At 66.5% G+C, this 23848-nt stretch carries 23 protein-coding genes and 2 pseudogenes; 12 read left to right on the forward strand and 13 right to left on the reverse strand.

Translation table 11 applies throughout. The features are described from left to right. The first annotated feature begins 131 nt into the window (after positions 1 to 131). On the forward strand, positions 132 to 344 hold the full coding sequence (locus G6N34_RS28375) for a hypothetical protein (RefSeq protein ID WP_308213256.1): 213 nt from the start codon (positions 132 to 134) through the stop codon (positions 342 to 344). On the opposite strand, the gene G6N34_RS09950 is transcribed toward G6N34_RS28375, so the two are convergent. Next, a complete protein-coding gene (locus G6N34_RS09950) occupies positions 341 to 877 on the reverse strand; it encodes a TetR family transcriptional regulator (protein ID WP_133057720.1) in 537 nt (178 codons plus the stop codon). The two genes, G6N34_RS28375 and G6N34_RS09950, sit on opposite strands and share 4 nt — an antisense overlap. Positions 878 to 1018: 141 nt before the next feature. After that, positions 1019 to 1378: an Rv2640c family ArsR-like transcriptional regulator gene (locus G6N34_RS09955; RefSeq protein WP_085150387.1), complete on the reverse strand. Its 360-nt coding sequence runs from the start codon at positions 1376 to 1378 to the stop codon at positions 1019 to 1021. A gap of 93 nt (positions 1379 to 1471) precedes the next feature. Between G6N34_RS09955 and G6N34_RS09960 the strand changes: the two genes are divergently transcribed. The 3 genes from G6N34_RS09960 to G6N34_RS09970 are packed head-to-tail and all read left to right on the forward strand — an operon-like array spanning position 1472 to position 3375. After that, the gene (locus G6N34_RS09960) at positions 1472 to 1954 is read left to right on the forward strand and encodes an ArsI/CadI family heavy metal resistance metalloenzyme (protein ID WP_085150389.1); all 483 of its coding nucleotides are present in this window, start codon (positions 1472 to 1474) and stop codon (positions 1952 to 1954) included. Positions 1955 to 1957: 3 nt separating this feature from the next. Continuing rightward, on the forward strand, positions 1958 to 3043 hold the full coding sequence (gene arsB, locus G6N34_RS09965; RefSeq protein ID WP_085150391.1) for an ACR3 family arsenite efflux transporter: 1086 nt from the start codon (positions 1958 to 1960) through the stop codon (positions 3041 to 3043). Beyond that, positions 3040 to 3375, forward strand: a complete 336-nt coding sequence (locus G6N34_RS09970; protein ID WP_085150393.1) for an arsenate reductase/protein-tyrosine-phosphatase family protein — start codon at positions 3040 to 3042, stop codon at positions 3373 to 3375. Before arsB ends, G6N34_RS09970 begins: the two co-directional genes overlap by 4 nt. Before the next feature lie 3 nt (positions 3376 to 3378). Here the strand turns inward: G6N34_RS09970 and G6N34_RS09975 are convergent. Further along, a pseudogene (locus G6N34_RS09975) lies at positions 3379 to 4615 on the reverse strand (IS256 family transposase). Between the two features lie 152 nt (positions 4616 to 4767). Between G6N34_RS09975 and G6N34_RS09980 the strand changes: the two are divergent. Beyond that, positions 4768 to 4923: pseudogene (locus G6N34_RS09980) on the forward strand (phosphotyrosine protein phosphatase); the annotation flags it as partial. 29 nt (positions 4924 to 4952) lie between these two features. Here G6N34_RS09980 and G6N34_RS09985 read toward each other — a convergent pair. Both G6N34_RS09985 and G6N34_RS09990 read right to left on the reverse strand, forming a co-directional pair. Next, a complete protein-coding gene (locus tag G6N34_RS09985) occupies positions 4953 to 7823 on the reverse strand; it encodes a cadherin-like domain-containing protein (protein ID WP_133057792.1) in 2871 nt (956 codons plus the stop codon). 294 nt (positions 7824 to 8117) lie between these two features. Continuing rightward, positions 8118 to 8930, reverse strand: a complete 813-nt coding sequence (locus G6N34_RS09990; protein WP_085153404.1) for a universal stress protein — start codon at positions 8928 to 8930, stop codon at positions 8118 to 8120. A 221-nt stretch (positions 8931 to 9151) separates the two neighbouring features. Between G6N34_RS09990 and G6N34_RS09995 the strand changes: the two genes are divergently transcribed. Further along, positions 9152 to 10147: an Acg family FMN-binding oxidoreductase gene (locus tag G6N34_RS09995; RefSeq protein ID WP_085153412.1), complete on the forward strand. Its 996-nt coding sequence runs from the start codon at positions 9152 to 9154 to the stop codon at positions 10145 to 10147. Between the two features lie 26 nt (positions 10148 to 10173). Here the strand turns inward: G6N34_RS09995 and G6N34_RS10000 are convergent, their stop codons facing one another. From G6N34_RS10000 to G6N34_RS10010, 3 genes are all read right to left on the reverse strand, one after another. After that, positions 10174 to 11889 carry a sensor histidine kinase gene (locus G6N34_RS10000; RefSeq protein ID WP_234812974.1) on the reverse strand — a complete coding sequence of 572 codons (1716 nt, stop codon included), beginning with the start codon at positions 11887 to 11889 and terminating at the stop codon, positions 10174 to 10176. Between the two features lie 48 nt (positions 11890 to 11937). Next, positions 11938 to 12597 (reverse strand): response regulator, encoded by a 660-nt coding sequence (locus G6N34_RS10005; protein ID WP_085153402.1) that lies wholly within the window; start codon positions 12595 to 12597, stop codon positions 11938 to 11940. 119 nt (positions 12598 to 12716) lie between these two features. Further along, positions 12717 to 13433 (reverse strand): VIT1/CCC1 transporter family protein, encoded by a 717-nt coding sequence (locus G6N34_RS10010; protein WP_085153400.1) that lies wholly within the window; start codon positions 13431 to 13433, stop codon positions 12717 to 12719. A gap of 142 nt (positions 13434 to 13575) precedes the next feature. Between G6N34_RS10010 and G6N34_RS10015 the strand changes: the two genes are divergently transcribed. After that, positions 13576 to 13956 carry a BlaI/MecI/CopY family transcriptional regulator gene (locus tag G6N34_RS10015; RefSeq protein ID WP_085153398.1) on the forward strand — a complete coding sequence of 127 codons (381 nt, stop codon included), beginning with the start codon at positions 13576 to 13578 and terminating at the stop codon, positions 13954 to 13956. Next, positions 13957 to 14841, forward strand: a complete 885-nt coding sequence (locus G6N34_RS10020; protein WP_085153396.1) for a M56 family metallopeptidase — start codon at positions 13957 to 13959, stop codon at positions 14839 to 14841. Between the two features lie 2 nt (positions 14842 to 14843). Here the strand turns inward: G6N34_RS10020 and G6N34_RS10025 are convergent, their stop codons facing one another. Next, on the reverse strand, positions 14844 to 15311 hold the full coding sequence (locus G6N34_RS10025) for a DUF2231 domain-containing protein (protein ID WP_085153394.1): 468 nt from the start codon (positions 15309 to 15311) through the stop codon (positions 14844 to 14846). A gap of 179 nt (positions 15312 to 15490) precedes the next feature. Here G6N34_RS10025 and G6N34_RS10030 point away from each other — a divergent pair, with 179 nt between their 5' ends. Further along, on the forward strand, positions 15491 to 17836 hold the full coding sequence (locus tag G6N34_RS10030) for a heavy metal translocating P-type ATPase (RefSeq protein ID WP_085153408.1): 2346 nt from the start codon (positions 15491 to 15493) through the stop codon (positions 17834 to 17836). On the opposite strand, the gene G6N34_RS10035 is transcribed toward G6N34_RS10030, so the two are convergent. From G6N34_RS10035 to G6N34_RS10045, 3 genes are all read right to left on the reverse strand, one after another. Then, a complete protein-coding gene (locus G6N34_RS10035) occupies positions 17790 to 18467 on the reverse strand; it encodes a hypothetical protein (RefSeq protein WP_085153392.1) in 678 nt (225 codons plus the stop codon). The two genes, G6N34_RS10030 and G6N34_RS10035, sit on opposite strands and share 47 nt — an antisense overlap. Positions 18468 to 18657: 190 nt before the next feature. Further along, positions 18658 to 19083 (reverse strand): Hsp20/alpha crystallin family protein, encoded by a 426-nt coding sequence (locus G6N34_RS10040; RefSeq protein ID WP_085153390.1) that lies wholly within the window; start codon positions 19081 to 19083, stop codon positions 18658 to 18660. A 158-nt stretch (positions 19084 to 19241) separates the two neighbouring features. After that, entirely contained in the window at positions 19242 to 19664 is a 423-nt protein-coding gene (locus G6N34_RS10045) for a pyridoxamine 5'-phosphate oxidase family protein (RefSeq protein WP_085153388.1), read from the reverse strand. 143 nt (positions 19665 to 19807) lie between these two features. Here G6N34_RS10045 and mgtA point away from each other — a divergent pair, with 143 nt between their 5' ends. Next, a complete protein-coding gene (mgtA, locus tag G6N34_RS10050) occupies positions 19808 to 22402 on the forward strand; it encodes a magnesium-translocating P-type ATPase (protein ID WP_085153386.1) in 2595 nt (864 codons plus the stop codon). Positions 22403 to 22499: 97 nt separating this feature from the next. On the opposite strand, the gene G6N34_RS10055 is transcribed toward mgtA, so the two are convergent. Further along, positions 22500 to 23141 carry a VldE C-terminal domain-containing protein gene (locus G6N34_RS10055; protein WP_085153384.1) on the reverse strand — a complete coding sequence of 214 codons (642 nt, stop codon included), beginning with the start codon at positions 23139 to 23141 and terminating at the stop codon, positions 22500 to 22502. Between the two features lie 143 nt (positions 23142 to 23284). Here G6N34_RS10055 and G6N34_RS10060 point away from each other — a divergent pair, with 143 nt between their 5' ends. Both G6N34_RS10060 and G6N34_RS10065 read left to right on the forward strand, forming a co-directional pair. Further along, the gene (locus tag G6N34_RS10060; RefSeq protein WP_085153382.1) at positions 23285 to 23566 is read left to right on the forward strand and encodes a DUF1876 domain-containing protein; all 282 of its coding nucleotides are present in this window, start codon (positions 23285 to 23287) and stop codon (positions 23564 to 23566) included. A gap of 27 nt (positions 23567 to 23593) precedes the next feature. After that, positions 23594 to 23791, forward strand: a complete 198-nt coding sequence (locus tag G6N34_RS10065) for a hypothetical protein (RefSeq protein WP_085153380.1) — start codon at positions 23594 to 23596, stop codon at positions 23789 to 23791. The last annotated feature ends 57 nt before the right edge of the window (positions 23792 to 23848 follow it).

Raw genomic sequence — 23848 nt, forward strand, 5'->3', positions numbered from 1 at the left:
CGTTCGCTGAGACAATCGGTGCCCTCCACATGGGTTGCGCATCGAGCGGAACAGTTACTGGTAACCCTTACTGGATTTATCTACAGTAAGGCGCATCCACCGTGTCGGTGACCACTGCGAGAGCAGCGCCTGTGATTTCAACCCCTGACACTGCAGCCAAGCGTCGCGTGGTTCACGTCGGCACCGGGATGACCGGAAGCGTCGCGCTTCGCGCGATCATCGACGACCCCGCACTGGACCTGGTCGGGCTCAAAGTGTCCTCGCCGGCGAAGGTCGGCACTGACGCCGGAAAACTGTGCGGACGCCCCATCGCCCGCCAAACCAGGCGCGGCACAAAGGCTTAGGCCGGCAGCCCGGTCTCGGTGAACAGCGACGTCAGAAGAAGTTCGAACGCACGGTCATCCTGCGACAGTGCGGCGGCCGAAGCACCGTGCTTCTGCTCCAACCTTGCGAGCAGCACCGATCCTCGTACGAGAGCTGAGACCGCCGAGTAGACGTCTGCGGCCCGGTTCCGGTCCAATCCGGCCTCGACCATGCTAGTGATCGCCTTGTCCATCTCCTGCGCACCGAGTCGTCGTGCCAGCGGGCTGAGCGCTCCGCGAATCAGGATCAGATCCGTCAACACCGGGTCGTCGAGAAAGGCGCGCCGCACCCCGCGCGCGTGTGTCATCAACGACTCACGCCAATCGGCCGATCCGACGAAGGCGGGCAACTCGCTGCGCCGCAACGCGCGATCAGTCATGGCGTCGAGAAGTTCGGTCTTGTTGCGGACGTGCCAGTAGATGCTCGTCACGCCGACCCCGAGCGACTCCGCGACCAACGGAATCGTCAGATCCTCGACGGAGGATTCTGCAGCCAGAGCGAAGGCGGCCGCCACAATCGTGTCCGTGTTCAACGTGCCTCGCGCACGGCGGCCCGACTGCGGTTGCGAGGTCGAACGCGGTCCTCCCACCTTCACCTCCCGCCGGTCAGCACTCGCCCAGAATCTTAGGTCGAAACTGGATGACCGCGGCCGCAGCTACCTGCAGCAGTTCGGATCCAACACCGCACACAGCGCGCCCACCGCGTCGTGGCTGGGCCGGTGGTAGACGTTCATACCCCGGCGGTCCGACTCGACGAACCCCGCGCGCCGAAGCTGGGCGAGGTGATGGCTGACCGTGGACTCGGTCAACCCGAGGCGTGCGGCGAGTTCACCGCTGTTCTCCTCGCCGGTCTCGGCACTGAACAACAGTGACATGATCCTCACCCGCGCCGGGTCGGCCAGCGCCTTGAGGCGCAGCGCCACCTCGAGGGCGGCGTCGTCGCTCATGGGCCCAGCCGCGACGGGCGCGCAGCACACGGGGGCGGTGATGTCGATAGTCGGCAGTGCCTTGGGCATGACACCAAGTATGCGAAGTACTTTGACATAAGTCAAAGAGGTATGCATGATGGAGGAGTTCGACATAAGTCGCACAGGTAAGGAGATCCAGCCATGTCCCGCATGCAACTCGCACTCAACGTCGACGACCTCGACGAGGCGATCGCCTTCTACTCCACGCTGTTCAACACCTCACCGGCCAAGGTCAAGCCGGGTTACGCGAACTTCGCCGTCACCGAACCGCCGCTGAAGCTGGTCCTGCTGGAGAACCCCGGCAAGGGCGGCACCATCAACCACCTGGGCGTCGAGGTCGAGTCCAGCGAGACCGTGCACGCCGAGATCGCGCGTCTCACTGAGGCGGGTCTGTTCACCGACGAGGAGATCGGCACCACCTGCTGCTTCGCCACCCAGGACAAGGTCTGGGTCACCGGACCGGCCGGCGAGAAGTGGGAGGTCTACACCGTGCTCGCCGACTCCGAGACCTTCGGCACCAGCCCCCAGCATGCTGACGGTGGTACCGCAGAGGGCGGGGTCTGCTGCGGTGGCACCGCCGCCGACGCGGAGAAGGTCCCGGCCACCACCACCAGCTGCTGCTGATCCGTGACCGACACAGCAGAGGCGCACCCCGCCGTCATCGCCAAGCTCTCGCGGCTCGACCAGTTCCTGCCCGTGTGGATCGGCCTCGCGATGGCGGCGGGTCTGCTGCTGGGCCGGTTCCTACCCGGCGTCAACAGCGCACTGAATCACATTCAGGTGGACGGTATCTCGCTGCCGATCGCGCTGGGTCTGCTCATCATGATGTACCCGGTGCTGGCCAAGGTCCGCTACGACCGCCTCGACACCGTCACCGGCGATCGCCGACTGCTGTTCAGCTCGCTCCTGCTGAACTGGGTGCTCGGCCCGGCGTTGATGTTCGCCCTGGCCTGGCTGCTCCTGCCCGACCTGCCGGAATACCGCACGGGCCTGATCATCGTCGGCCTGGCCCGCTGCATCGCCATGGTGATCATCTGGAACGACCTCGCGTGCGGTGACCGGGAGGCCGCGGCGGTTCTGGTCGCGCTCAACTCGCTGTTTCAAGTCGTCATGTTCGCCGTGCTGGGCTGGTTCTACCTGTCGGTGCTGCCGGGCTGGCTCGGGCTCGCGCAGACCACCATCAGCACCTCACCGTGGCAGATCGCGAAGTCCGTGCTGATCTTCCTCGGCGTCCCACTGCTGGCCGGGTACCTGTCGCGACGGTTGGGGGAGAAGGCCAAGGGCCGCACCTGGTACGAGTCGACCTTCCTGCCCCGCGTCGGACCCTGGGCGCTGTACGGTCTGCTGTTCACGATCGTCGTCCTCTTCGCCCTGCAGGGAGAACAGATCACCAGCCGCCCAACCGATGTCGTGCGCATCGCACTGCCGCTGCTGGCGTACTTCGCGATCATGTGGGGCGGCGGCTACCTAGTGGGCGCTCTGCTTGGGCTGGGGTATCAGCGCACCACCACGCTGGCGTTCACCGCGGCGGGCAACAACTTCGAACTCGCCATCGCCGTCGCGATCGCCACCTACGGCGCGACCTCGGGTCAGGCGCTGGCCGGAGTGGTCGGCCCGCTCATCGAGGTGCCCGTGCTCGTCGCGCTCGTCTACGTCTCGCTGGCCCTGCGCCAACGCTTCACCGATCGCACACCCGAGGGGAGCACGCGATGACAACCAAACCCACGGTGCTGTTCCTATGCACCCACAACGCGGGCCGCTCGCAGATGGCGATGAGCTTCTTCAGTCACCTCGTGGGTGAGCAGGCCGATGTCTACTCAGGCGGGTCCGAGCCGGCCGAGAACGTCAATCCGTCGGCGGTCGAGGCCATGGCCGAGGTCGGCATCGACATCACTGGCCAGACACCCAAGCTCTGGACCCACGAGATGGTCCACGCCGCCGACGTCGTCGTCACGATGGGCTGCAGCGACACCGATAGTGCCCCTTGGGGTGGTGGACTTCGGATCGGCGTGGGTTCACGCGTAGTGATCAACGAGTCATGGTGAATGCTAGGCGATTTGACGTGGTTCGGCGACGGGTTGGGCTGCTTGCTGTTTGGTGGCGATGACTTTGCGCAGTTCGGCCATGGAGACCTCTGACAGGTAGCGGCGGGTGACCTGCCATTCGTCGTGGGCTTCGATGACCACAGCGGTGGCCAGGCGCAGGAACGCCGCGGGGTTGGGGAAGATCTCCACGACATCGGCGCGGCGTTTGATCTCCTTGTTGAGCCGCTCGATCGGATTGTTCGACCAGATCTTCTGCCAATGGGTGCGCGGGAACGCGGTGAACGCCAGCACGTCGGTCTTGGCCTCATCCATCATCGCCGCCACTTTCGGAGCTCGACGACAGCGTGTCAGCGACCTGGTCCCACTGGGCGGCAACGTCGGCGGGGTCGGTGTGAGCGAAGATCGTCTTGACCGCCGCGGTCACCGCGGGGGCGTGTTTGGCGGCCACCACGCCGTGCAGATTGCGCATGAAGTGCACCCGGCACCGCTGCCACGACGATCCGGCGAACTGCTGGACCACGGCAGCCTTGAGACCGGCGTGGGCATCGGAGATCACCAGATGCACGCCGCTCAGGCCGCGGGCTTTGAGCGAGGCGAGGAACTCGCGCCAGAACTCAAAGGATTCGCTGTCACCGACGGCGGTGCCCAGCACCTCGCGGGTGCCCTCGATGGAGACCCCGGTGGCCACCACCAGGGCTTGGGAGACCACATGCGCCCCGACACGCACCTTGCAGAATGTGGCGTCACAGAACACGTAGGGAAACGACGTGTGGGTCAGACTGCGGGTACGGAAAGCTTCGATCTCGCGGTCCAGGCCGGCGCAGATGCGCGAGACCTCCGACTTCGAGACACCCGAACCGACACCCATCGCGGTAACGAGGTCATCGACGCTGCGGGTGGAGACGCCGTGCACGTAGGCCTCCATGATCACCGCGTGCAGGGCTTTGTCGATGCGGCGGCGCCGTTCCAGCAGCGACGGGAAGAACGAGCCGGCCCGCAGCTTGGGGATCTGGATCTCGATGTCGCCAGCGGTGGTCGACACCGTCTTGGGTCGATGCCCGTTGCGGTGAGTGCTGCGTCCATCGGTGCGTTGGTAGCGGCCGGCGCCGATCGCCTCGGTGGCCTCGGCCTCGATCAACGCCTGCAGGCCGGCGCGGATCAACTCGGCGAATACCGCCCCGACATCAGCGGAGCGGAGCGCATCGAGCTGGGCCAGCAGGGCAGAATGGTCCTGGGTCATCGCGTGGTGTGTCCTTTGCTTGAGTCACTTTGGTCGGTAACTCAATGACCACTACGCGATGGCCCACCCCGAAGCCCTAATGACACACCGGACATGGTCCAGCCTGGTCGGCTTCAGCCCCGAAACCCCACCACACCAAGGGACTTACCCGCGACACCTGCCCGTACATCCCTGGAAAGCGTTACGAGAACTGGGAACTCGATGACCCCGCGGGTCAGTCCATCGGTGTGGTCAGGTGCATTCGCGACGATATCGAGAGGCGTGTCCGTCTCCTCCTGAGCGAGCTGGGCATCACCGCCAGGTACTGACAGTTGCGCGTACTCGATGCCGCGGGTGCTCAGACCCACCTGATCGTCGCGGTGGCGACATCGCTGAATGCTTCGCCGTCACTGACCTGGTAGGTGAAGGTCCAGGTGACCGGGGTGATGAGGCCAATCAGGGATCCGAGTACGAGTCCAGTTATCTCGAACGAACCGTCGTCGCGTAACTCGAAGTGCTCGATGCCGTCCAGATCGAGTCCCAGAACCTGGCTGGATGTCGGTTGGCCCACGAGGACTGCGGTCAGCGCCGAACGCGGTGTGTCCACGTCGCTGTCGTTGTTGAGGACGTTGCCGGTGAACGTCACCGAGTGCATGCCGATCAACACCGGGGGACTTGCGGGTGTGTACACATCATCAAAGGCGACGGGCGCGTCGTTGACGGGCTGAATGTGGAACGTGATGGTCGAGGTTGACCGGTTGCCAGCCACGTCGATCACTTCGTACGTGAGGGCGTCAGTCTCGGTTGAGTTCGCATTCGGCGTGTAGGTGAAATGGCCGTCGGAGCTCACCGTGAGCACCCCGTGTTGCGTGGTGATCGTCGTCAACCCCGTCGAAGCGACTGCGTGACCGTCGATCGAGTGGAGCATGACGTGCTCACCGTCCGCATCGACCTTGATGGGCACCAGATCGCCGGTCGCCGTGCCGTCCTCCAGGAGAACGACAGTGGTGGTGGACGTCGGCGGCGGGTCGTCGACCGGGTGGATGGTGACGGAGACAATCACGGTGGTGCTTTCGCCCGCACTGTCAGTGACGGACACCCCGAATGAGTCGACGCCGTTGTGGTCCAGGTTGGGGATGTAGGTGAATGCGCCCGTGACGCCGTCGATGACGACGACACCGTGTTGCGGCGGGCTGCCGATCGAGTAGGTCAGTGTGTCGTCGACGTCGGCATCAACTGCGGTGACGATGCCACTGGCAACCCCGTCCTCGTCCATGGTGACTGTCGGAGCCGAAATCACCACCGGTGCGTCGTTCACCGGGGTGATGGTGAGACTGACGGTGGCGGTGGAGGTGTTACCGGCGGCGTCGATCACGGTGTACGAGAACGAGTCTTCGCCGTTGTAGTCTGCCGCTGGCTGGTAAGTGAGGGTGTTGTCGGCATTCAGGGTCACAGTCCCGTTGGCGGGCGAGGTGACAGCGACGATGTGCACACCCCCGGTGTCCCCTTCGGTGTCGTTCGCCAGCACCTCGATGGTGGTGGTGCTGTCCTCCTCGAGGGTGACCTCATCGTCCTCGGCCTGCAGGTGGATCTGGCCCCTGATCACGGTGAACGTGGACTTCGTGGCCGCGGCGAGACCGTACTCGTCGCTGATGGTGTAGGTGAATTCGTCCTCACCGTAGAAGTCGACATTCGGGGTGTAGGTGAAGGTGCCGTCACCGTGGTGGAAGAGGGTGCCGTGAGCGGGGTCGGTGTATGAGATCACCGTCAGCGGGTCGCCGTCGGGGTCGGAGTCGTTGTCGGTCACGGAGAACGTGACCGGGGTGTTCCAGTCGGTCGTGACGGAGTCGGGGACCGCGATCGGTGCGTGGTTGGAGGTGGTGATGTTCAGCGTGATGACGGCACTGCTGCTGTGGTTGGTCACGTAGCCGTGAAGGCCATGCAGGTGCGGGCCGGCGTCGCTGATGGTGACGGTGAACTGATCGGTTCCTGTGTAACCGGGATCGGTGAGTGTGTAGGTGAATTGGCCGGTCTGCTGGTCGACGGTGAGCACGCCGTGCGCTGGCGTGCTCACGGTGTAGGTCACCGGATTGCCGTCGGGATCGAATCCCCCGAAGCTGATCGGGCCGCTCACCTGCCCCGCGTCAAGGGACAGGTCGATGGTCTGGGCGACCACCTGCGGGCGCCGGTTGAAGAACGTGTTCTGGATCTCCCGGACGGCCCACGTCAGCACATTCCAAAGAAAGGGGGGTGCGGCCGGAGTGCCCGGGGCGAGCAGTGGCGACATGATTGCCGAGATCACCTTGGAGATGACCGCGGGGACGGCGACCACGGCCGCGACGGGGATGGCGATGAGTCCGGCGATCGGATTGCTCCGGTGGACCCGAGGCGGGGGCGGCGGGCTGACCGGTTGGTGTGCCTGTTCGATCTCCGGTGCGATGGGGGAGTCCTCGGCCACCTCCGAGGTGGAGGGCTCGGGCGACTCAGGGGTGGACGCCTCCGGAGTGGTCGTCGTCGTGGACGGTGAGCCGCTCGTGGTGTGGGCGAGCGGCCGGGTCTCGATGTCGGGTTTCGTGCCGGGGGCGACCACCAAGTCGGTGGGTGGCGTCGAGATGTCAGTGCCGTCAGGCTCTTTCGGCGTCTCGCCATCGACGGGGACGAGGGTGGGTTCCTCTGCGACGATTTCCGTTGTGGGCGAGGGGGTCTGAGGCGAGGATTCAGCTGTGGTGTCCGTCTGCAGTTCCGCGGTGGCCGCAGCGACATCGCGCGGATCGAGAGCCGACGCGTCCCTGGTGTCGGCGGTCGCCGACCCGGAGGTCCTGGTGCCGGTGACGGTGTCGCTCGACGTTTCGGTGTCCACCCTCACCGTCCCGAGGGTGACTCCGTCGAGTGACTTCTCGGGGGTTGCGCTCGTCTCGCCAGAGGTGGTGGCCGAGGTCCTGCTGCGCGTCTTGGGCCATGTCGGACGAGTGCCGTTCTCAGTGGATCTCCTGATCCTGGGGGACTTGGTCTCGGTCCTGTCGCCGTTGTCGCGCGACGACGAGGAGGATGGTGCTGCACCGGAGCCCGATTCGCTGGAGCCCCCTTCGGTGTCGGCGTAGGCGATGCCGATTCCATACGCGGTGCTGGAGGCAAGGCCTACGCCCAACGCGACGGCGAGTGCCCCCACCCGGCCGATATACCGGGAGTAGCCGCCCGTGGACTGGTTGCGGAAGGTGGATGCGCGCACGGAGGCTCCTCGCAGCAGGGGAAAGGGCATGACCGGTCGGTACCCAGCGGTGCCCGAGACAGCGGACCCGAAAAGCCCTGCAAGAGAGGGGCGGTGACTCTGTCGGCACAACCCCTGGAGCTCTGTGCGATGCGACTGCGCGGACCGGGCGGTGCGCGCAGGCTCAATTTACCCACGCGTCGGCAAATTTGCGGGTCGAAACTGTGAAATTGCTGCGTATTGGTCGTGAGTCTCTGCCGGCGGCGCAGGGCAGGGACCTCCCACGCGGCGCCTGACGGCAACGGTCGGAAAGCCTCACCTGCGGGCGACGAGCACCGAACACTCGCCGTGGTCGATCAGCGCATGCGAGTGGGGGCCGACGATTCCCAGGACCTGATCGACGTCCGCTTCTCCGATCACCACCAGTTGAATCGGCTCGGTGTAGTCAGCGAGGAACTCGGCGATGGTGGCCCGGCCGGAGACTGCGCGGATGGTGACATCGGGACAGCGCTGTCTCCAGCCGGTCACACGCTCGTCCAATTCGTCGTAGAACAACTCTCCGAGGTCTTTTCGCCACACTCCCACCGCCAACACCGGCGATCCGGTGTGGCGTGCGATCTGCATCGCGGTGTCGATCACCAGCTTGTCCTCCTGGGCGGCCGTCACGGGAACGACGACTGAGGCGCGGTCGGCGGGCCCTCCACGGCGGCCGCCCCTGCGGAGGATGGCGACGGGGCAGTGAGCCTTCCTCGCGACCTCTTCCGCTGTGCTTCCCAACAGCGTGGCGGCCAGACGCCCGATCCCCACCGAGCCCAGACAGATCAGGTCGGCGTCTCGGGACGCGTCGATCAAGACCGTACTGGGATCGCCCGAGACGAGTGCCGTCTCCAGCGCGACGTCAAAGTTCAGAGCGTTCACGGCGGCACTCGCAGAGCGCAGTGACTGTTCGCCGTACTCGACACCCATGTCGAGACCGCCGGGTTCGCAAGGAGCATCTGTGGCGTGGACGAGGCGCAGTGGCACCCCGCGTATCGATGCTTCGTGGGCGGCCCACCGCGCAGCACCGATCGCAGCGTCCGAACCGTCGATGCCGACCACGACCGCCCCGAACTGCTCAGAACCTTCCATCGGCCTGCTCCAATCGGGAGAGGTTGACTCGGAGAGTAGGTCACGGGTCGCGACTGCGGAGGAGTCGAAAGTCCCTCAACCTTCGCCGACCCTCGCAACAACGCGCAGGCCTGAGCCGGGGAGGATGTCCAGGGCGGACTGAGGACTTGTGCCTCTGGTGCGAGACGGTCCGCCGACGCACCGTGGAATCGGGTTTCCGTGTCGATTGTGAGTTGGTGCTGATGTCGAACAACAACTTCTCCGACGACGACACCGTGCTGGCTGCCCTTGCGCTGGCCGCGCGCGCGCCGTCGGTGCACAACTCCCAGCCGTGGCGCTTCTGTGTCGGGCCGCACAGCATCCATCTCCACGCCGACACCTCGCGGCTGCTGCCCTATACGGATCCGGACGGCCGCGATCTCATCGTCAGTTGCGGGGTGGCGTTGCATCACTGCACCGTTGCTCTGGCGGCACTGGGTTGGCGGGCACACGTCCATCGCTTTCCCGACCCCGCGCGACCGGGCCAGCTCGCGGCTCTGGAACTGCACCGGGGCCCGCCGGATGCGGTCGACATCGCCATGGCCGCGGCGATTCCGCGGCGTCGGACCGACCGGCGCCCGTACAGCAGTTGGCCGGTCGAGCTTGGTGACATCGCGCTGATCGGAGCCCGCGCGGCGCGGCTCGGGGTGGTGGTTCGTCGCTGTGAAATCGACAGCCAACTGCGGTCCCTGTTCGCCGACGCAGCGTGGTCACGCGTCGCCGATGACCGATACCTCGCGGAGTTGGCCTCATGGAGCGGTCGCTACGCGGCGACCAGTGGGGTGCCCGCGCGCAACACCCCGGCGCCGGAGAGGGCCGCCCCGCTGCCGGGCCGTCTGTTTGCCGGGCCCGCGCTCGCGCGTTCTGCTCAAACCTCGGCTGCTGACGACAATGGCGTGTTGGTGGTGCTGGGCACCCTGGGTGACGACGACGTGGCTCGGCTTCGAGCTGGCGAGGCCACCAGCGCTGCGCTGCTGACGGCAACCTCCAGGGGCTTGGCGACATGCCTGGTGTCCGAGGTGTTGGAGGTGCCCGAGACCCGTATGGCGCTGCGGGAGACAGTCTTTGACCACACCCATATCCCGCAGATGCTCGTGCGGATCGGATGGCCTTCGGTGAACGCCGATCCGCTGCCGGCCACGCCGCGACGGCCATTGACCGAGATGGTGTCCAGGTTGGACGGTGCTCGGTTCAGTTAGCCGAATCGCTGTCGGGGTTCGCAGAATCAGAGTAGGGGTGCCCACCAACGAAGCTCGGTGCCTCCGGAATCGATTGCCGCAACGGATAATTCACCACTGCAGTCGCGTGCGCGTTTCCGTAGATTCGCCAGACCGCTCTCAGTCCCGGTGTCGCCGATGCCGGAACCGTTGTCAATGACCGCAATGCACAGATCGTCGTTGACGCTGACGCGGATGGTGATCTCTGTGGCGTGACCGTGGCGGACGGCATTGCTGATGCCCTCTCGGACCACCGCCTCGGCGTGGTCGGCCAGATCAGCTTCGATCACGGACAACGGACCGCTGTAATGCGCCACGGTGCGCACACCGGCGGTGTCGAACTGGGCCAGGACGTCGTCGAGTCGCTGCCGGAGACGGGTGACGGTGCCGCCCTGCAGGTCGAACACTGTGGTCCGGATGTCGGAGATGACGTCCTGCAGATCATCGACGCACTGAGCGATCCGGCGCTGCACGTCGGCGGACCGCGCGCGGGGGATGGTGCCCTGCAGGGCCAATCCGACGGCGAAGAGTCGCTGAATGACCTGGTCGTGCAGGTCGCGAGCGATGCGATCACGGTCGGTCAGGACATCGAGATCGTGCATCCTGTGCTGGGTGACCGCCAGTTCCCACGCCACGGCTGCCTGATCGGCGAAGGCCGACACCATGTCGAGTTGTTCCTCTGTGAACGGTGGGCTCCCGGGTTCGCGCAGCGCGAAAAGCACGCCGGCAATGTTGTCCGTGGTCCGCAACGGAAGCACCAGGGCTGGGCCGACCCAACCCTGAACGCCGGTCGGCGCATCGAGGGCATCCGCACGGAACGGTCGGCCGTCCGAGAGCGCCTGCCCCACAGTCGTTCCCGCCACCGAGATGGGCGCACCGGCGACAGCGTCGCGGCCAGCGGAACCGGCGACCGCCGCGATCAGCAGGTCGTCGACTTCGCTGACGGGAGCGTCCTCGTCGGCGGGCACGGCCACCAGCGTGGCCTCGGCATCGGTCAGTTTCAGCGTCTCGTCGGCGATGAGCTGGAACACCCGGCCCGGGTCGGGCCCGGACAGCAATTCGGTGGCGATGTCGCGAGTGGCGGCAATCCATGCCTGCCGGGTCCGGGCCTGTTGGTACAGGCGGGCGTTCTCGATCGCGATGCCTGCGGCGGCGGCCAGCGCCTGCACGAGCACCTCGTCGTCTTCACTGAACGGCTGTCCGGTCCGTTTCTCGGTGAGGTACAGATTTCCGTACACGGTGTCGCGGATGAGTATGGGAACCCCGAGGAAGGACTGCATCGGGGGATGATTGCGGGGGAAACCGACCGAACTGGGATGATCCTGGATGTTGTCCAACCGGATCGGTGCGGGGCGGTCGATGAGCAGACCCAGTACGCCGCGGCCCGACGGCAGGGGGCCGATCGCCTCACGGGTGAGCTCGTCGATGCCCTCGTAGATGAATTCGGCCAGTTCGTGTCCCGAGCCACGCACCCCCAGGGCGCAGTATTCGGCGTCGAGCAGTTCGCGGGCGGTGCGGACGATGGTGCGCAGGGTGTCGTCCAACTCCAGCCGGGCAGTGACCATCAGCATGGCCTCCACCAGACCGTCGAGGCGGTCACGGCCGTCCATGATCTGCGGGATCCGGTCCTGCACCTCGCAGAGCAGCTCGCGCAGTCGCAGGTGCGACAACGCGTCACGCAGTGTCTGGTCGCCACTTTCCCCGGGCGACGTCCCCGTCCCCACTACTCGATTGTGTCACCGGCGGCCGGGATGGGCAGCCGGTTGCTGTTCTCAATCGTCCTCGATCAGCCGCTGCTGGTCCTGATGGATTCTGGAGACGAACACCGCCGCCTGCGTCCGGCGCTGCATGCCGAGTTTGGCGAGCAGCCGTGACACGTAGTTCTTGACCGTCTTCTCCGCCAAGAACATGCGGTCGGCGATCTGCCTGTTGGTGAGGCCCTCTCCCAGCAGGTCCAACAGCACTCGTTCCTGGGGCGTCAGCCTGGCCGTGGGATCGGTGGGTTTGTCCAGGCCGCGCCGCAGCTTGGCCATCAGCACGGCGGCCGCCCGGTTGTCCAGCAGTGATCGCCCCGCCCCGACATCCTTGATGGCTTGGGCCAGCTCCATGCCCTTGATGTCCTTGATGACATACCCGCTGGCCCCGGCCAGAATCGCGTCCAACAGCGCCTCGTCAGAGGTGAACGACGTCAGCATCAGGCAGTGCAGGTCGGAGAGCTGGGAGAGCAGGTCACGGCAGAGTTCGATGCCGCTGCCATCGGGCAGGCGGACGTCGAGGACCGCGACGTCTGGCCGTGCCGCTGGGATCCGGGCGTGCGCTTCGGCCACCGAACCGGCTTCCCCGACGACGGTCAGATCCGGATCCGTGCTCAGCAGTTCGATCAGGCCGCGACGAACGACCTCATGGTCGTCGACAAGAAAGACAGTGACCATCGGTCTGCTCCTTCGACGACGCCGACTTGGGCGGCGCCTCCGTCGCCATTGTGAACCCGGTGGCCCTCAGCGCGCCGCTGACCGGAACAATCCGTGGGGGAGAGGGCTTGGGATGCGGGTCACGTCACGGCCACCCCGACGAGATGACCGATCCCGTAGGTGATGGCCAGGGCGAGTCCGCCGCCGACGACATTCCGCACGATCGCACGCTTCGCGGGCGCCCCACCGAGTGCCGCCGACACGGCGCCCGTGCACAACAGGGCCACCAGTACTGCGACGACGGTGACGGGAATTCGCGACGAGAGTGGCGGTATCGAGATGGCCAGGAGAGGAAGCAGCGCACCGACGGTGAACGCCAGCGCCGACGACAGCGCAGCCTGCCAGGGGTTCGTCAATTCGTCTGGGCTCAGGCCAAGTTCGATCTCCGCGTGTGCGGCGAACGCGTCGTGTTCGGTGAGCTCCTCGGCCACCAGGCGTGCGGTGTCCGCGTTGAGTCCCTTGGCCTCGTACAGTGCGGCCAGTTCATCCAACTCTGCGGCCGGGTCTTCCCGGAGTTCCCGGCGTTCTTTCGTCAGAAGCGCTTTCTCCGTGTCACGTTGAGTGCTGACGGACACGTACTCGCCCAACGCCATCGACACCGCACCCGCCGCCAGGCCCGCGATTCCGGCCGTGAGGACCGGTCCGCGCTCGACCGCGGCGGCCGCCACGCCAACGACGATGCCCGCCGTCGACACGATTCCGTCATTGGCGCCGAGGACTCCTGCGCGCAGCCAGTTCAGTTTCGACGACACGGAGCCCACGTGGGGCTCTGCCGGATGGGCGGGGGAATTCACCATGCAATGACGCTAGCCAGCGGCGCCATCGTCTGCCAGCAAAGGTAGGCTGCCATAACCCAGCTTCGGTGTGACGCAGCAACTTCGCGCACGGTGAGGGCCTATCCTGGCGGCACGAGATGTCCCCGCGCCGGAAGGAGAGTCAGTGCGCCGCGAACCGGGTGCTCTGGAGAGCGCCGTCGTCGGCGTCCTGAGCGATCAGGCGCCCATGACGGTGGAGCAGGTGCGTGCTGCGCTCGGCGAGGAACTTGCGTACACGACTGTGATGACTGCGCTCGTGCGTCTCACACAGAAGGGGCTCGTCGAGCGGGTCCGCGCAGGCCGTGCTCATCGCTACTCGCTGGTGGTGGCCGCAGATGAGTTACCGGCGTTTCAGGCTGCGCTGCGGATGCGCAGAGAGCTTGACAGCCGCGCCGGGCGCGCAGATGTGCTGGCCAACTTCGTCGCCGGCCTTGGCCCTGAGGACGAGGCAGTTCTGCGTCAGCTCCTGGACGATTCCGCGTCCGACGACAGTCGGAGCCACTAGATGCTGTCGGCCGCGCTGGCCGTGGCGTGGGTGCTTGCCGCGCTGGTGGCGCCTGTCCTGAGCCGGGTGCATTCCCTGTTCTCACCGGGATGGAGCGTGCGGGTGCTCGGGCTCGGAGCGCTGGCGCTGGCGGTGGCGACGCTGAGCTCGGTGGTCGCCGCCGTCTGCGCAATGGGTGTCTCGGTTGGTCTGCCGGTGGGCTGGCTCTGGGCGGTAATGAGCTTCGTTGTGGCGCTTGGTGTGTCGCGAGTGGTGGTGCATGTGTCTCGCATGCGGGCGCTCAGTCGTTCTGCCGACGTCTTTCGCCGAGGCGTTTCCGATGACCACGGGGTGCTTCTCGTCGACGATCCGGTCCCGGCGGCATTCGCCGTCCCAGGCGGGCGCGGCGCGGTGGTGGCAACGACTGGCCTTCGAGATGCGTTGTCCGCAGCCGAATTCGATGCGGTGCTCAGGCATGAGCGAGCCCATCTTCGACATCACCATCAGGTTTATGTCCAGATGGCCGAATTGGCGGCCTGCGTCAATCCGATTCTGCGCCAGTGGTGCCGTGAGGTTCGGTTCGCCGCGGAGCGGCACGCCGACGAGTGCGCCGCGAGGGCCGGCCGGGCGGTGACTGCCCAGGCGCTTGCCAAGGTGGCTCTGCTGACGTCGGCCACGGCGAGAGCGGCTCCTGACCGGCTCGGTATCAGTGACGGTGCGCACGCGATCGTCCAGCGGGTGTGCGCGCTGCGCAGACCCGCACCGCGCAGGCAGCGGATCATGCCACTTGTGGCCGCGGTCCTGCTCCTCGTGGCCGTCGGCGCAGATTCGACGGTCACCATCGACTGGATGCAGGATCGCCTGGTGGCCGAGCGGGCCGAATCCGTTGCAGACCTGCTGCGCTGACGCTACTCGCCCGACACGGCATCGGCCCAGGCCGATTGAGCGCCCGAGTCGCCGATTCGGTACACCTGGACCACCGCGCCGGCCCCGATGAGCAGCACTAGGACCGTGATGACCGCGACGACGGACTGGGGCAGTGCCGCGCTTCGCGCAGTCCGGACGTGCTTGAGCAACAGCAGCAGTGCGGCTACAACGAGTGCGGCGGTCACGTAGATCATGGTGTCGCCGAGTGCGGCATGAGTGGTCACCAGTGGTGAGGGGTCGACTCGACCCTCGAGCCATTCGCCGGCTTCCGTGGTGAACGGAGTGAGGGCCAGGCACGTCACCGCGAGAGCGAGGACGAGCCAGATGAGATGGCGCAACGCGGCGGGCCACAGTGCGCACAGGATCGCCAGGACCGCTGTCAGCGGTGTCAGGACGACCAGGAAATGCACCAGCAGGACATGCCCGGGCAGTCCGTTCACAGTTGACATCCAAGCTCCTCGGCGGGGTGAAGCGATGTACTACAAACTTGGTAGTAGACGACTGTACCTCGCCTGACTGCGGGCCGTCTTTGTGCAGGGCGACCCGCAGAAACTTGAGCGGACACGGCGCTCGCCGAGCGAAGCGCTGGTTCAATTGATGCGCGGGGGGATTAGGGGTGGTCGGTGCGATGACAGGGGAGCATTCGAACCGGATGGTCGAACGGTTGCGGCCGCTCATGGAGCCCGCACTCGTCGCGTTGACGGTGGGAGCGTTGGCCGGCGGCGGAGTGGCGTGGCTGGTCGGCGCAGATGCAGTCGCGGACAGATGGTGGATCGCCGGGACGCTCATCGCGGTGGTGCCCGCGGTCGTGTGGGTGCTCATGGCACTGCGCAGAGGCAGTCTCGGGGTGGACCTCATCGCCGTGCTCTCGTTGGTCGGCACCCTGCTTGTGGGGGAGTACCTCGCAGGGGCGCTCATCGCGGTGATGCTCGCCGGTGGTCGAGCCCTGGACGCCGCCGCCACGCGGCGGGCGTCCCGGGATCTGCGGGCCCTGCTGGAACGCTCACCGCGATTCGCCCGTCGGCGAGTCGGCGCCGAGGTCAGCGTGATCCCGGTGGCCGAGGTCGCCGTGGACGACGTACTCGTCGTGGCATCCGGTGACGTCGTGCCGGTGGACGGCAGAGTCCTCGACGACCTCGTGGTGTTGGATGAATCGGCGCTGACTGGTGAATCGCTCAGTGTCGAGCGCGAACGCGGGGAAGCGGTTCGCAGCGGTGTGGTCAACGCCGGCGCCGCATTCGAGTTGCGGGCCACCGCAAGCGCCGAGGACAGCACCTACGCGGGAATCGTGCGTCTGGCGCAGCAGGCCGGGGCGGAGAACGCGCCCGTGGTGCGACTCGCCGACCGGTACGCGGCGTGGTTCCTGCCACTGGCACTTCTGATCGCGGGCGGTGCGTGGCTGGTGAGCGGGTCCGCGACTCGTGCGGTCGCGGTGCTGGTGGTCGCCACACCCTGCCCGCTGCTGCTGGCCGCGCCCGTGGCGATCGTGTCGGGCCTGTCCCGGGCATCTCGTGCCGGTGTGGTCATCCGTGGCGGCGGCGCATTGGAGAACCTCGGGCACGCGACAACTCTCGTGATGGACAAGACAGGCACCCTCACGATGGGCCAGCCGACGGTCATCGAAGTGCTCGCAGCGCCACAGTGCGGAGCCGATGAAGTGCTGGGCCTGGCGGCCTCCGTCGATCAGGTGTCACCGCACGTGCTCGCCGAGGCGATCGTCACCGAGGCGCTGGCGCGTGGACTGCATCTGACGCTTCCAACAGACGCCGTCGAGGAGGCCGGTCGGGGAGTGACTGCGACGGTGGAGGGGAAGCGGGTTGCCGTCGGCAAACTGGTTGAGGGCAGCCCCGCGAGCTCATGGGCGCAGACCGCGGTCAACCGTGCGCGCTTGGACAGTGCCGCGTTGACGTGGGTGAGCGTCGATGGCGACCCGATCGGGGCGATTCTGCTCCGGGACCCGCTGCGCCGCCAGGCGCCCCGCACGATGCGGCGACTGCGCCAGGCTGGCTTCAACCGTCTCGTCATGCTCACCGGAGATCGGATGGAACCCGCGCGCGAAGTGGCCACGGTGCTTGGCCTCGATGAGGTCTACGCACACCAGACGCCATCCGACAAGGTCGCCGCGGTGCGCGCCGAACGGGAACAGGCCGTCACCGTGATGGTGGGCGACGGCATCAACGACGCGCCGGCGTTGGCGGCGGCGACCGTGGGTGTGGCGATGGGTGCACGAGGTGCGACGGCGTCCTCGGAAGCCGCGGACATCGTGCTCACCACCGATCGTCTGGACCGGCTCGCCGACGCGATGGACATCGCCCGACGGTCGCGGCGAATCGCCGTGCAGAGCGCGGTGGTGGGCATGAGTCTGTCACTGCTGGCGATGGCGGTTGCCGCTGTGGGCTATTTGCCACCGGCGGCGGGTGCGCTCCTGCAGGAGGGGATCGATGTCGCAGTCATCCTGAATGCGATTCGCGCAGTGCGCGGCGATCCGGCCGCTCAGCTGACCATGCCGTCGGACACCGAGGCACTCCTGCACCGCTTCTCGGCTGAACATGATGAGCTGCGTGACGTCATCGCACTGACCCGGGCCAGCGCTGACCGGTTGGTCGAGGCGCCCGACGCCACAGCACTCGAAGCGATCAGGGATGTCGAAAAGCAGCTGCAGGAAAGGATTCTGCCGCACGAGCAGGCCGAAGAGAACCAACTGTATCCAGCGTTGGCCACGCCGCTGCGAAGCAGCGAGGCGACCGCGACGATGAGCCGCACGCACGCCGAGATCCGTCGCCTCTCCGAGCGCATCGGCACCCATGTGCAGCTGGCCGAATCCGCCGGCGGCATCCAGCCCGACCAGGTTAACGACCTGCTGGCATGCCTCTATGGCCTGGCCACGCTGCTGCGCCTGCACTTCGTGCAGGAGGAGGAGAACTACTTCACGCTCGCCGCCGACGACGGGCAGGAGCTGAGCCGAGGAACTTGACGCGTCGGTTCACCGCACGCTCGCGAATGCCCTGCATCATCCTCCGCTCCATCACGAAATGCGGTATGTCGAACCAGAAGTGGCCCGCCAAGCCACCGCATCCGCGCGCCACGAGTCGCACACCACCGTCGGCCGGAAGGAGCACAAAGCTCCACGTGCCCCGGGCCTTCCGGCCTTCCTGCAGGCACGCGAAGTCGGGCCGGGAAACCATCACCAGATGCGAGCCGGGCTCCACCTCGGCGACGATCTGGCACGCCCACTCACCGTATCGACGCGCCAGCCACACCGTGTCGCCGACGTGCAGGCGTTGCCACTCCAGATGGACGAGGTCGGTGTTGTGGATGTCGGCACCCACGGCGCGCTCGAGCCACGAGTAGCTGTAGAACCCGCCGCGGTCTTCACCGATCTGCGCCAACCAGGGCCACACCGCGTGGGGCGACGCGGGGATCCAGATGGCCCGAGTGGTGCGGGGAAAGGGGGAAACGGTCAACTCGTCACCGGGCAGGGTGCCCACAATCTCCTCGGGAGTGGCGCCCCACGTGTACATCCATGGCCGCAGTGAACCTCGGTAGACGGCCGCCACCCACACCGCGGCCACGGCTGCCGCAATTCCGTACCGCTGCTTTCCCATACTTCGCAGACCGGAGGCCAGAACCCGGTCGGATAGGTGGCCGATGTGTGGACGGCGGCCCACCCGCCTGTCACGTCGAGCGGCCAAGGGCGCGAGTCCGGTCAATACGGCTGGTGGTCGGCGCGACCAGAAATCCCGGTGATTCCGGGCGCGCGTCATCGCCGTTTCGCGCCGTGGGTTTCCGGTCGTATCACTTCGCCGATTCGATGGCGACGTGCTTCTCCGATGCTGCGGGCTCCTTCAACGGAACCGTGACGGTGAGGATGCCCTTGTCGTAGCTGGCCTTGATGCTGTCGTCGTCGGCACCAGGCGGCAGGGTGATCGCGCGGGCGAACGAGCCGTAGGAGAATTCCGAGCGCCCGTTGGACTCCTTGGTCTCGCTGCGCTCGGACCGAATCGTGAGGACGCCGTCGCGCACCGTGATGTCGACATCCTTCTCCGGGTCGACGCCGGGAATCTCGGCCTTCAGCCGGTACTCGCCGTCCTTCACCTCGTCTTCGACCTTGATGATGTGGCCCCCGAGCGTCGGACGCAGATTCGCCCACGCTGGCAGTCCGGCGAAGAAGTCGCTGATCTCCGGCCACATCGGGCGGCGTTGCACAGCGGGAGTGCTCATGGCGATGTCCTTTCGTCGCAGTGATTCTGCTTACAGAATCCGACCACTCGGCGGCGCGATCGACTAGGGAAGGAAGTCCCCTAGTTGGGCCGCTCCGTGGCAACATGCTTCTCCCACCACGAGTGGGACGGGCTGCGACTCCCGGACTCGAACTCGCGCTACAGCGGGCTTGGTGTGCGGTCGAAGACGAATCGGCGCCCGCTGACGCGCACGGGACGGATTCGGACGTAATGCTCCTTGTCGGTCGACACCCACGGGCGCAACCCAGTCTCTTTCGCCACGTCGATCTCTTCGTCTGAGTGCAGGATCCGGGCGACTCCTCTGACGATGACGCTCCAACCCTGCGCAGCGTCGTGGTCGTCGACCTCGAACAGCACATTGCGGTTGATGGCAGAGCTCACCAGTTTCGTGCCCTCGGCGGTACGGAAGACCACGCCGCGGTCCTGAACGGCGAAGTTCACCGGGAACACCTCGGGTTGACCGTCTGCGGCGGTGATCAGCCGTCCCAGCGACATGCTGGACATCAGATTCCAGCACTCACTCTCCGGCAGAATGTTGGCGAGTCGGTTCCCGTCGGTCATGGGGGTCAGATTACGCGGTCCCGGCAGTCGTGATGACGGCCGAGCACCCCAATGCCGTGAAGAGTGCCCAAACATTGTGTGCGCCCCAACGAAGGGACCAAAGACCGTCGTCAGCCGGGCGTTTCTCCGAGAGGCTGTGATCTGTGACGCCACCCAGTGGGCGCTTCAGTCGACAGGAGATCAGCGGCGCCTCGGTCTCGGACGTGCTCACATCGCTCGCCTCGTCGGCGTCGGGTCTGTCGACTGAGCAGGCCGCCGACCGTCGGGCCGAGGTGGGGCCGAATTCGATGCGCACCCACGGCGTCAGCGTGGTCGGGGTGCTCGGACGCCAGCTCAACAACGCCGTGCTCGGGCTGCTGGCGGCGACCGCGGTGGTGTCGTTCTTTCTCGGTGACAGCACCCAGGCGATCATCATCGGGGTCATCCTGGCGATCAGCATCGGTCTGGGGTTCGTCAACGAGTATCGGGCCGAGCGTGCGACCGCGGCGCTGCATTCCCGCATCCGCCACACCGCAACGGTCCTGCGCGACAACCGGATGACCAAGATCGACGTCATCGATCTTGTGCCCGGAGACGTGATACGCCTGGAGCTGGGTGAGCTGGTACCCGCTGATGTGCGCCTGCTCGAGGTCAACGGCCTGGAGTGCAACGAGAGCATTCTCACTGGGGAGTCGACCGCTACAGAGAAGACTGCGGCCGCCCCGGCCGGCACCGACCTGGCCGGCGCATCGAACATCGCCTTCATGGGGACCGTGGTGAGCGCGGGCGATGCCACCGCCGTGGTGTATGCGACGGGTGCCGATGCCGAGTTCGGCCGGATTGCGGCTGGGCTGGGGGAACGCGAACCGGAAACCGAGTTCCAGGTCGGGCTGCGCCGATTCTCCTACCTGCTGTTGCGCGTCGCGATGATCCTGACGGTCGCCATCATCATCATCAACCTGATGCTGGATCGACCGCTGGTCGAGTCCGCGCTGTTCGGTCTGGCGATCGCCGTGGGCATCACGCCGCAGCTGCTGCCTGCCGTCGTCAGCACCAGCCTGGCCGCCGGCTCGCGACGGCTGGCGCGGCGCAGAGTCCTGGTGAAACGGCTCGTGTGCATCGAGGACCTCGGCGACATCGACATCATCGTCACCGACAAGACGGGCACTTTGACGGAGAACCGGATCGAGCTGATCGACACCGTCGACCCCGAGGGCAGACTCTCCGAGTCGGTGCTTCGGCTCGGGATGCTGGCCACCGAGATCGACCCGTCGGTCGGGGGCACGTGCGCCAATCAACTCGACGCGGCGCTGTGGGCCGACCGCGGTCCCGTCACCGATGCCAGGCGGATCGCGCTGCTGCCGTTCGACCACACGCGCCGGGCCACGACCGCGCTCATCGAGGACGCTGCGGGACGTCACCTGGTGTGCAAGGGCGCGCCCGAGCAGATCATCGCAACATGCGATCGGGTGCCGGCCGCCGCCGAGCGGACGCTGGCCGCCCTGTTCGCCGAGGGCAGGCGAGTGGTCGCCGTGGCGACTCGGCCGGCTCCCGAACTGTCCAGCGTGTCGGCCGCCGACGAGACGGGTCTGGAACTCTGCGGCTTCCTGGTATTCGCCGACCCCCCCAAGGCGGCCGCCCGCGAATCGCTGCGACAGCTGGCCGCTTTGGGCATCGAGGTCAAGGTCGCCACCGGGGACAATCCCGCGGTCGCCGAAAAGGTCTGCGCTGACCTGGGTTTGCCGATCAAAGGGGTGGTCATCGGCGCGGACTTGGAGGGGATGGCCCCGGATCAACTGGATGTCCTCACCGCGGACAGCACGATCTTCGCCCGCGTCTCACCGGAGCAGAAATCCCGGGTGATCTCCTCGCTTCGGCGCCGCGGGCGTTCGGTGGGGTTCCTCGGCGACGGCGTCAACGACGCGCTCGCACTCCACTCGGCCGACGTGGGCATCTCCGTCGACAGCGCCACCGATGTGGCCAAGGATGCGGCCGACGTCGTGATGCTGGACAAGGACCTCGGGGTGTTGGCGACGGGGGTGGCCGAAGGGCGTCGCATCTTCGCCAACACGATCAAGTACGTACTCATGGGCACGTCGAGCAACTTCGGCAATATGTTCAGTGCGGCAGCGGCTTCGGCGGTCCTGACCTTTCTGCCTATGTTGCCGAGCCAGATCCTGCTCAACAACCTGCTCTACGACACGTCGCAGCTGGCGATTCCGACCGACCGAGTGGACGACGAACAGCTGCACGCTCCGTCGCACTGGAACATCGGGTTCATCCGTCGATTCATGCTCACCTTCGGCCCGATCAGCTCGCTGTTCGATTTCCTGACCTTCGGCCTCCTGCTCGGGGTGCTTCACGCCGGCCCGATCGAGTTCCGCACGGGTTGGTTCGTGGAGTCTCTCGCTACGCAGACCCTGATCATCTTCGCCGTGCGGACGCGGCGGGTGCCGTTCTTCCGCAGTCGGTCCAGCGCATCACTGATCCTGGCGACCGCGGCGGTGATCGCGGCCGGTGTCGCGCTGACCGTATCCCCGCTTTCCGGCCAACTCGGATTCACGCCGTTGCCCTGGCAGTTCTTCGCCGCGCTGGCGGGGATGACCGTGGCCTATCTGATCCTCGTCGAGGCGGCCAAGAAGGCCTTCTACGCCGAGCCCGAACTGGCGGCTGCCCCACCGGTCCGTACCCGCGGCCACGTCCATCGTGTGCATCGCCGTGCGGCGCGGTTCAACTCACCTGTCCGCGCGCGTCCGTAGAGATTGCCGAGTTCGGGTGGGTCGAAGGATGGACCTCAGTTCATCCGAAAGGACTGCCATGGCATCGGGCACCGTCATCGCCAAGGCGCCCGTCAGCTCAGCGCATCGAGTCGAGGTAGAAGACCTCGTCACCGGTCGGGTAGCCCCCGCCGATGGTGGCGATGTGGACGTGGTCGAAGTGGTTGGCCGTCTCATTGCCGTAGTCGGCGGTCCAGCTCGGCGCCCCGATGCCTGGATAGAAGCCCTGGCGCCAGATGACGTGCAGAACACCCCACCGTTCGGCGTTGGCCAATGCCAGGCCGGCGATCTGATTGCCCAGATCAATGCCCTGCTGGCTGCCGTGGTTGGGGATCATGACGTCGATCGCGAGGCCGTTGGGATGCCATTGCAGCGGATCCTGCCGGTACCCGCCGATGGTTTTGATCTCGGGGAACATCGCGCTGATGGCCCGGGCCGCCCAGATGGTCTTGACCTGCAGTCCACCCTCGGGCGCGACGCCCTGCGGCAACTCGAGTTGGAAGACCTTGGGGTCCGGAGGGCGGGTTGCGGCCAGCAGCTCGGCCTCCGCGGGCGCGGGCGCCGACGCCCCCGGCGCTGACGGTGAGTGAACCGCGGAGTGCGGCGGGTGGGTCTTCTCCGGGGTTGCGCTCTGCGCGTAGAGCATGCCCGCGGACAACGCAACGGAGGCGATGATCGCCAACCAGCGACCCCGTCCGTTCCCCAGCAGCTTCTTAGGCACGGAAAGCACTTTAGCTCTGTGGCCAGACGGTGAAGTGCAGAACCGTCTTCCAACTCTGCGTGCGCGGACATGGGACTTCCGCCCCTACCGCCGACCCATCGTTGTCTGGTCTTCTCGATGCATCGAGGTGTGGGGATGACGAAATGGCGACGAACGATCTCTCGGCCCGGGCGTGGCAGCTCGAATTGGCCGTCGACGAGCGGGACGAACGCACCCGTGCAGAGGTGCGGATGACTTGGCGGGGCGCCGAACTGGTCGGGGTCGGTCTGGCTCGACTCAATCCCGCCGACGAACCGAGCGCCGAAATCGGCGACGAGTTGGCGGTTGCGCGTGCACTGCACGATCTGGCGAACCAGCTGTTCGCGCTGACCGAATCCGACATCGAAGCCTCGACCCATGTGCCCGTGACCGGACTGCATCACTGAACACGGGCCACGGACTCAGGGGGCACGATGAACTCACCGGCAGACGCGGTTGGCGCGGATCGGGATGGCGACACCGCCGACTGGGCCCGAGCCGTCGACGAGGACGATCAGGCACCGGACGCAACGGCAGAGTACTGGTCCGCCTGGGAACTCACTGCGCTCACGACCCGCCGGTCGCTGATCGAGGACTTGGCGTCGCGCCACCAGCCGCACTGGCCACATTGATGACCACGGACACAGCCGGCAGCGGGGCGGCCCCGGACAGCGGGAGACGCCCCGTGT

Source organism: Mycolicibacterium confluentis (assembly GCF_010729895.1).
In the GTDB taxonomy this organism is placed as follows: domain Bacteria; phylum Actinomycetota; class Actinomycetes; order Mycobacteriales; family Mycobacteriaceae; genus Mycobacterium; species Mycobacterium confluentis.

What these genes read in the sequence shown, in the direction of transcription:
- G6N34_RS09955 (WP_085150387.1), bottom strand. Translation starts at nt 1,378, where the DNA reads ATGCCCAAGGCACTGCCGACTATCGACATCACCGCCCCCGTGTGCTGC.
- G6N34_RS09960 (WP_085150389.1), top strand. Translation starts at nt 1,472, where the DNA reads ATGTCCCGCATGCAACTCGCACTCAACGTCGACGACCTCGACGAGGCG.
- G6N34_RS09970 (WP_085150393.1), top strand. Translation starts at nt 3,040, where the DNA reads ATGACAACCAAACCCACGGTGCTGTTCCTATGCACCCACAACGCGGGC.
- G6N34_RS09990 (WP_085153404.1), bottom strand. Translation starts at nt 8,930, where the DNA reads ATGGAAGGTTCTGAGCAGTTCGGGGCGGTCGTGGTCGGCATCGACGGT.
- G6N34_RS09995 (WP_085153412.1), top strand. Translation starts at nt 9,152, where the DNA reads ATGTCGAACAACAACTTCTCCGACGACGACACCGTGCTGGCTGCCCTT.
- G6N34_RS10005 (WP_085153402.1), bottom strand. Translation starts at nt 12,597, where the DNA reads ATGGTCACTGTCTTTCTTGTCGACGACCATGAGGTCGTTCGTCGCGGC.
- G6N34_RS10010 (WP_085153400.1), bottom strand. Translation starts at nt 13,433, where the DNA reads ATGGTGAATTCCCCCGCCCATCCGGCAGAGCCCCACGTGGGCTCCGTG.
- G6N34_RS10020 (WP_085153396.1), top strand. Translation starts at nt 13,957, where the DNA reads ATGCTGTCGGCCGCGCTGGCCGTGGCGTGGGTGCTTGCCGCGCTGGTG.
- G6N34_RS10025 (WP_085153394.1), bottom strand. Translation starts at nt 15,311, where the DNA reads ATGTCAACTGTGAACGGACTGCCCGGGCATGTCCTGCTGGTGCATTTC.
- G6N34_RS10030 (WP_085153408.1), top strand. Translation starts at nt 15,491, where the DNA reads ATGACAGGGGAGCATTCGAACCGGATGGTCGAACGGTTGCGGCCGCTC.
- G6N34_RS10035 (WP_085153392.1), bottom strand. Translation starts at nt 18,467, where the DNA reads ATGGGAAAGCAGCGGTACGGAATTGCGGCAGCCGTGGCCGCGGTGTGG.
- G6N34_RS10040 (WP_085153390.1), bottom strand. Translation starts at nt 19,083, where the DNA reads ATGAGCACTCCCGCTGTGCAACGCCGCCCGATGTGGCCGGAGATCAGC.
- G6N34_RS10045 (WP_085153388.1), bottom strand. Translation starts at nt 19,664, where the DNA reads ATGACCGACGGGAACCGACTCGCCAACATTCTGCCGGAGAGTGAGTGC.
- G6N34_RS10060 (WP_085153382.1), top strand. Translation starts at nt 23,285, where the DNA reads ATGGCGACGAACGATCTCTCGGCCCGGGCGTGGCAGCTCGAATTGGCC.
- G6N34_RS10065 (WP_085153380.1), top strand. Translation starts at nt 23,594, where the DNA reads ATGAACTCACCGGCAGACGCGGTTGGCGCGGATCGGGATGGCGACACC.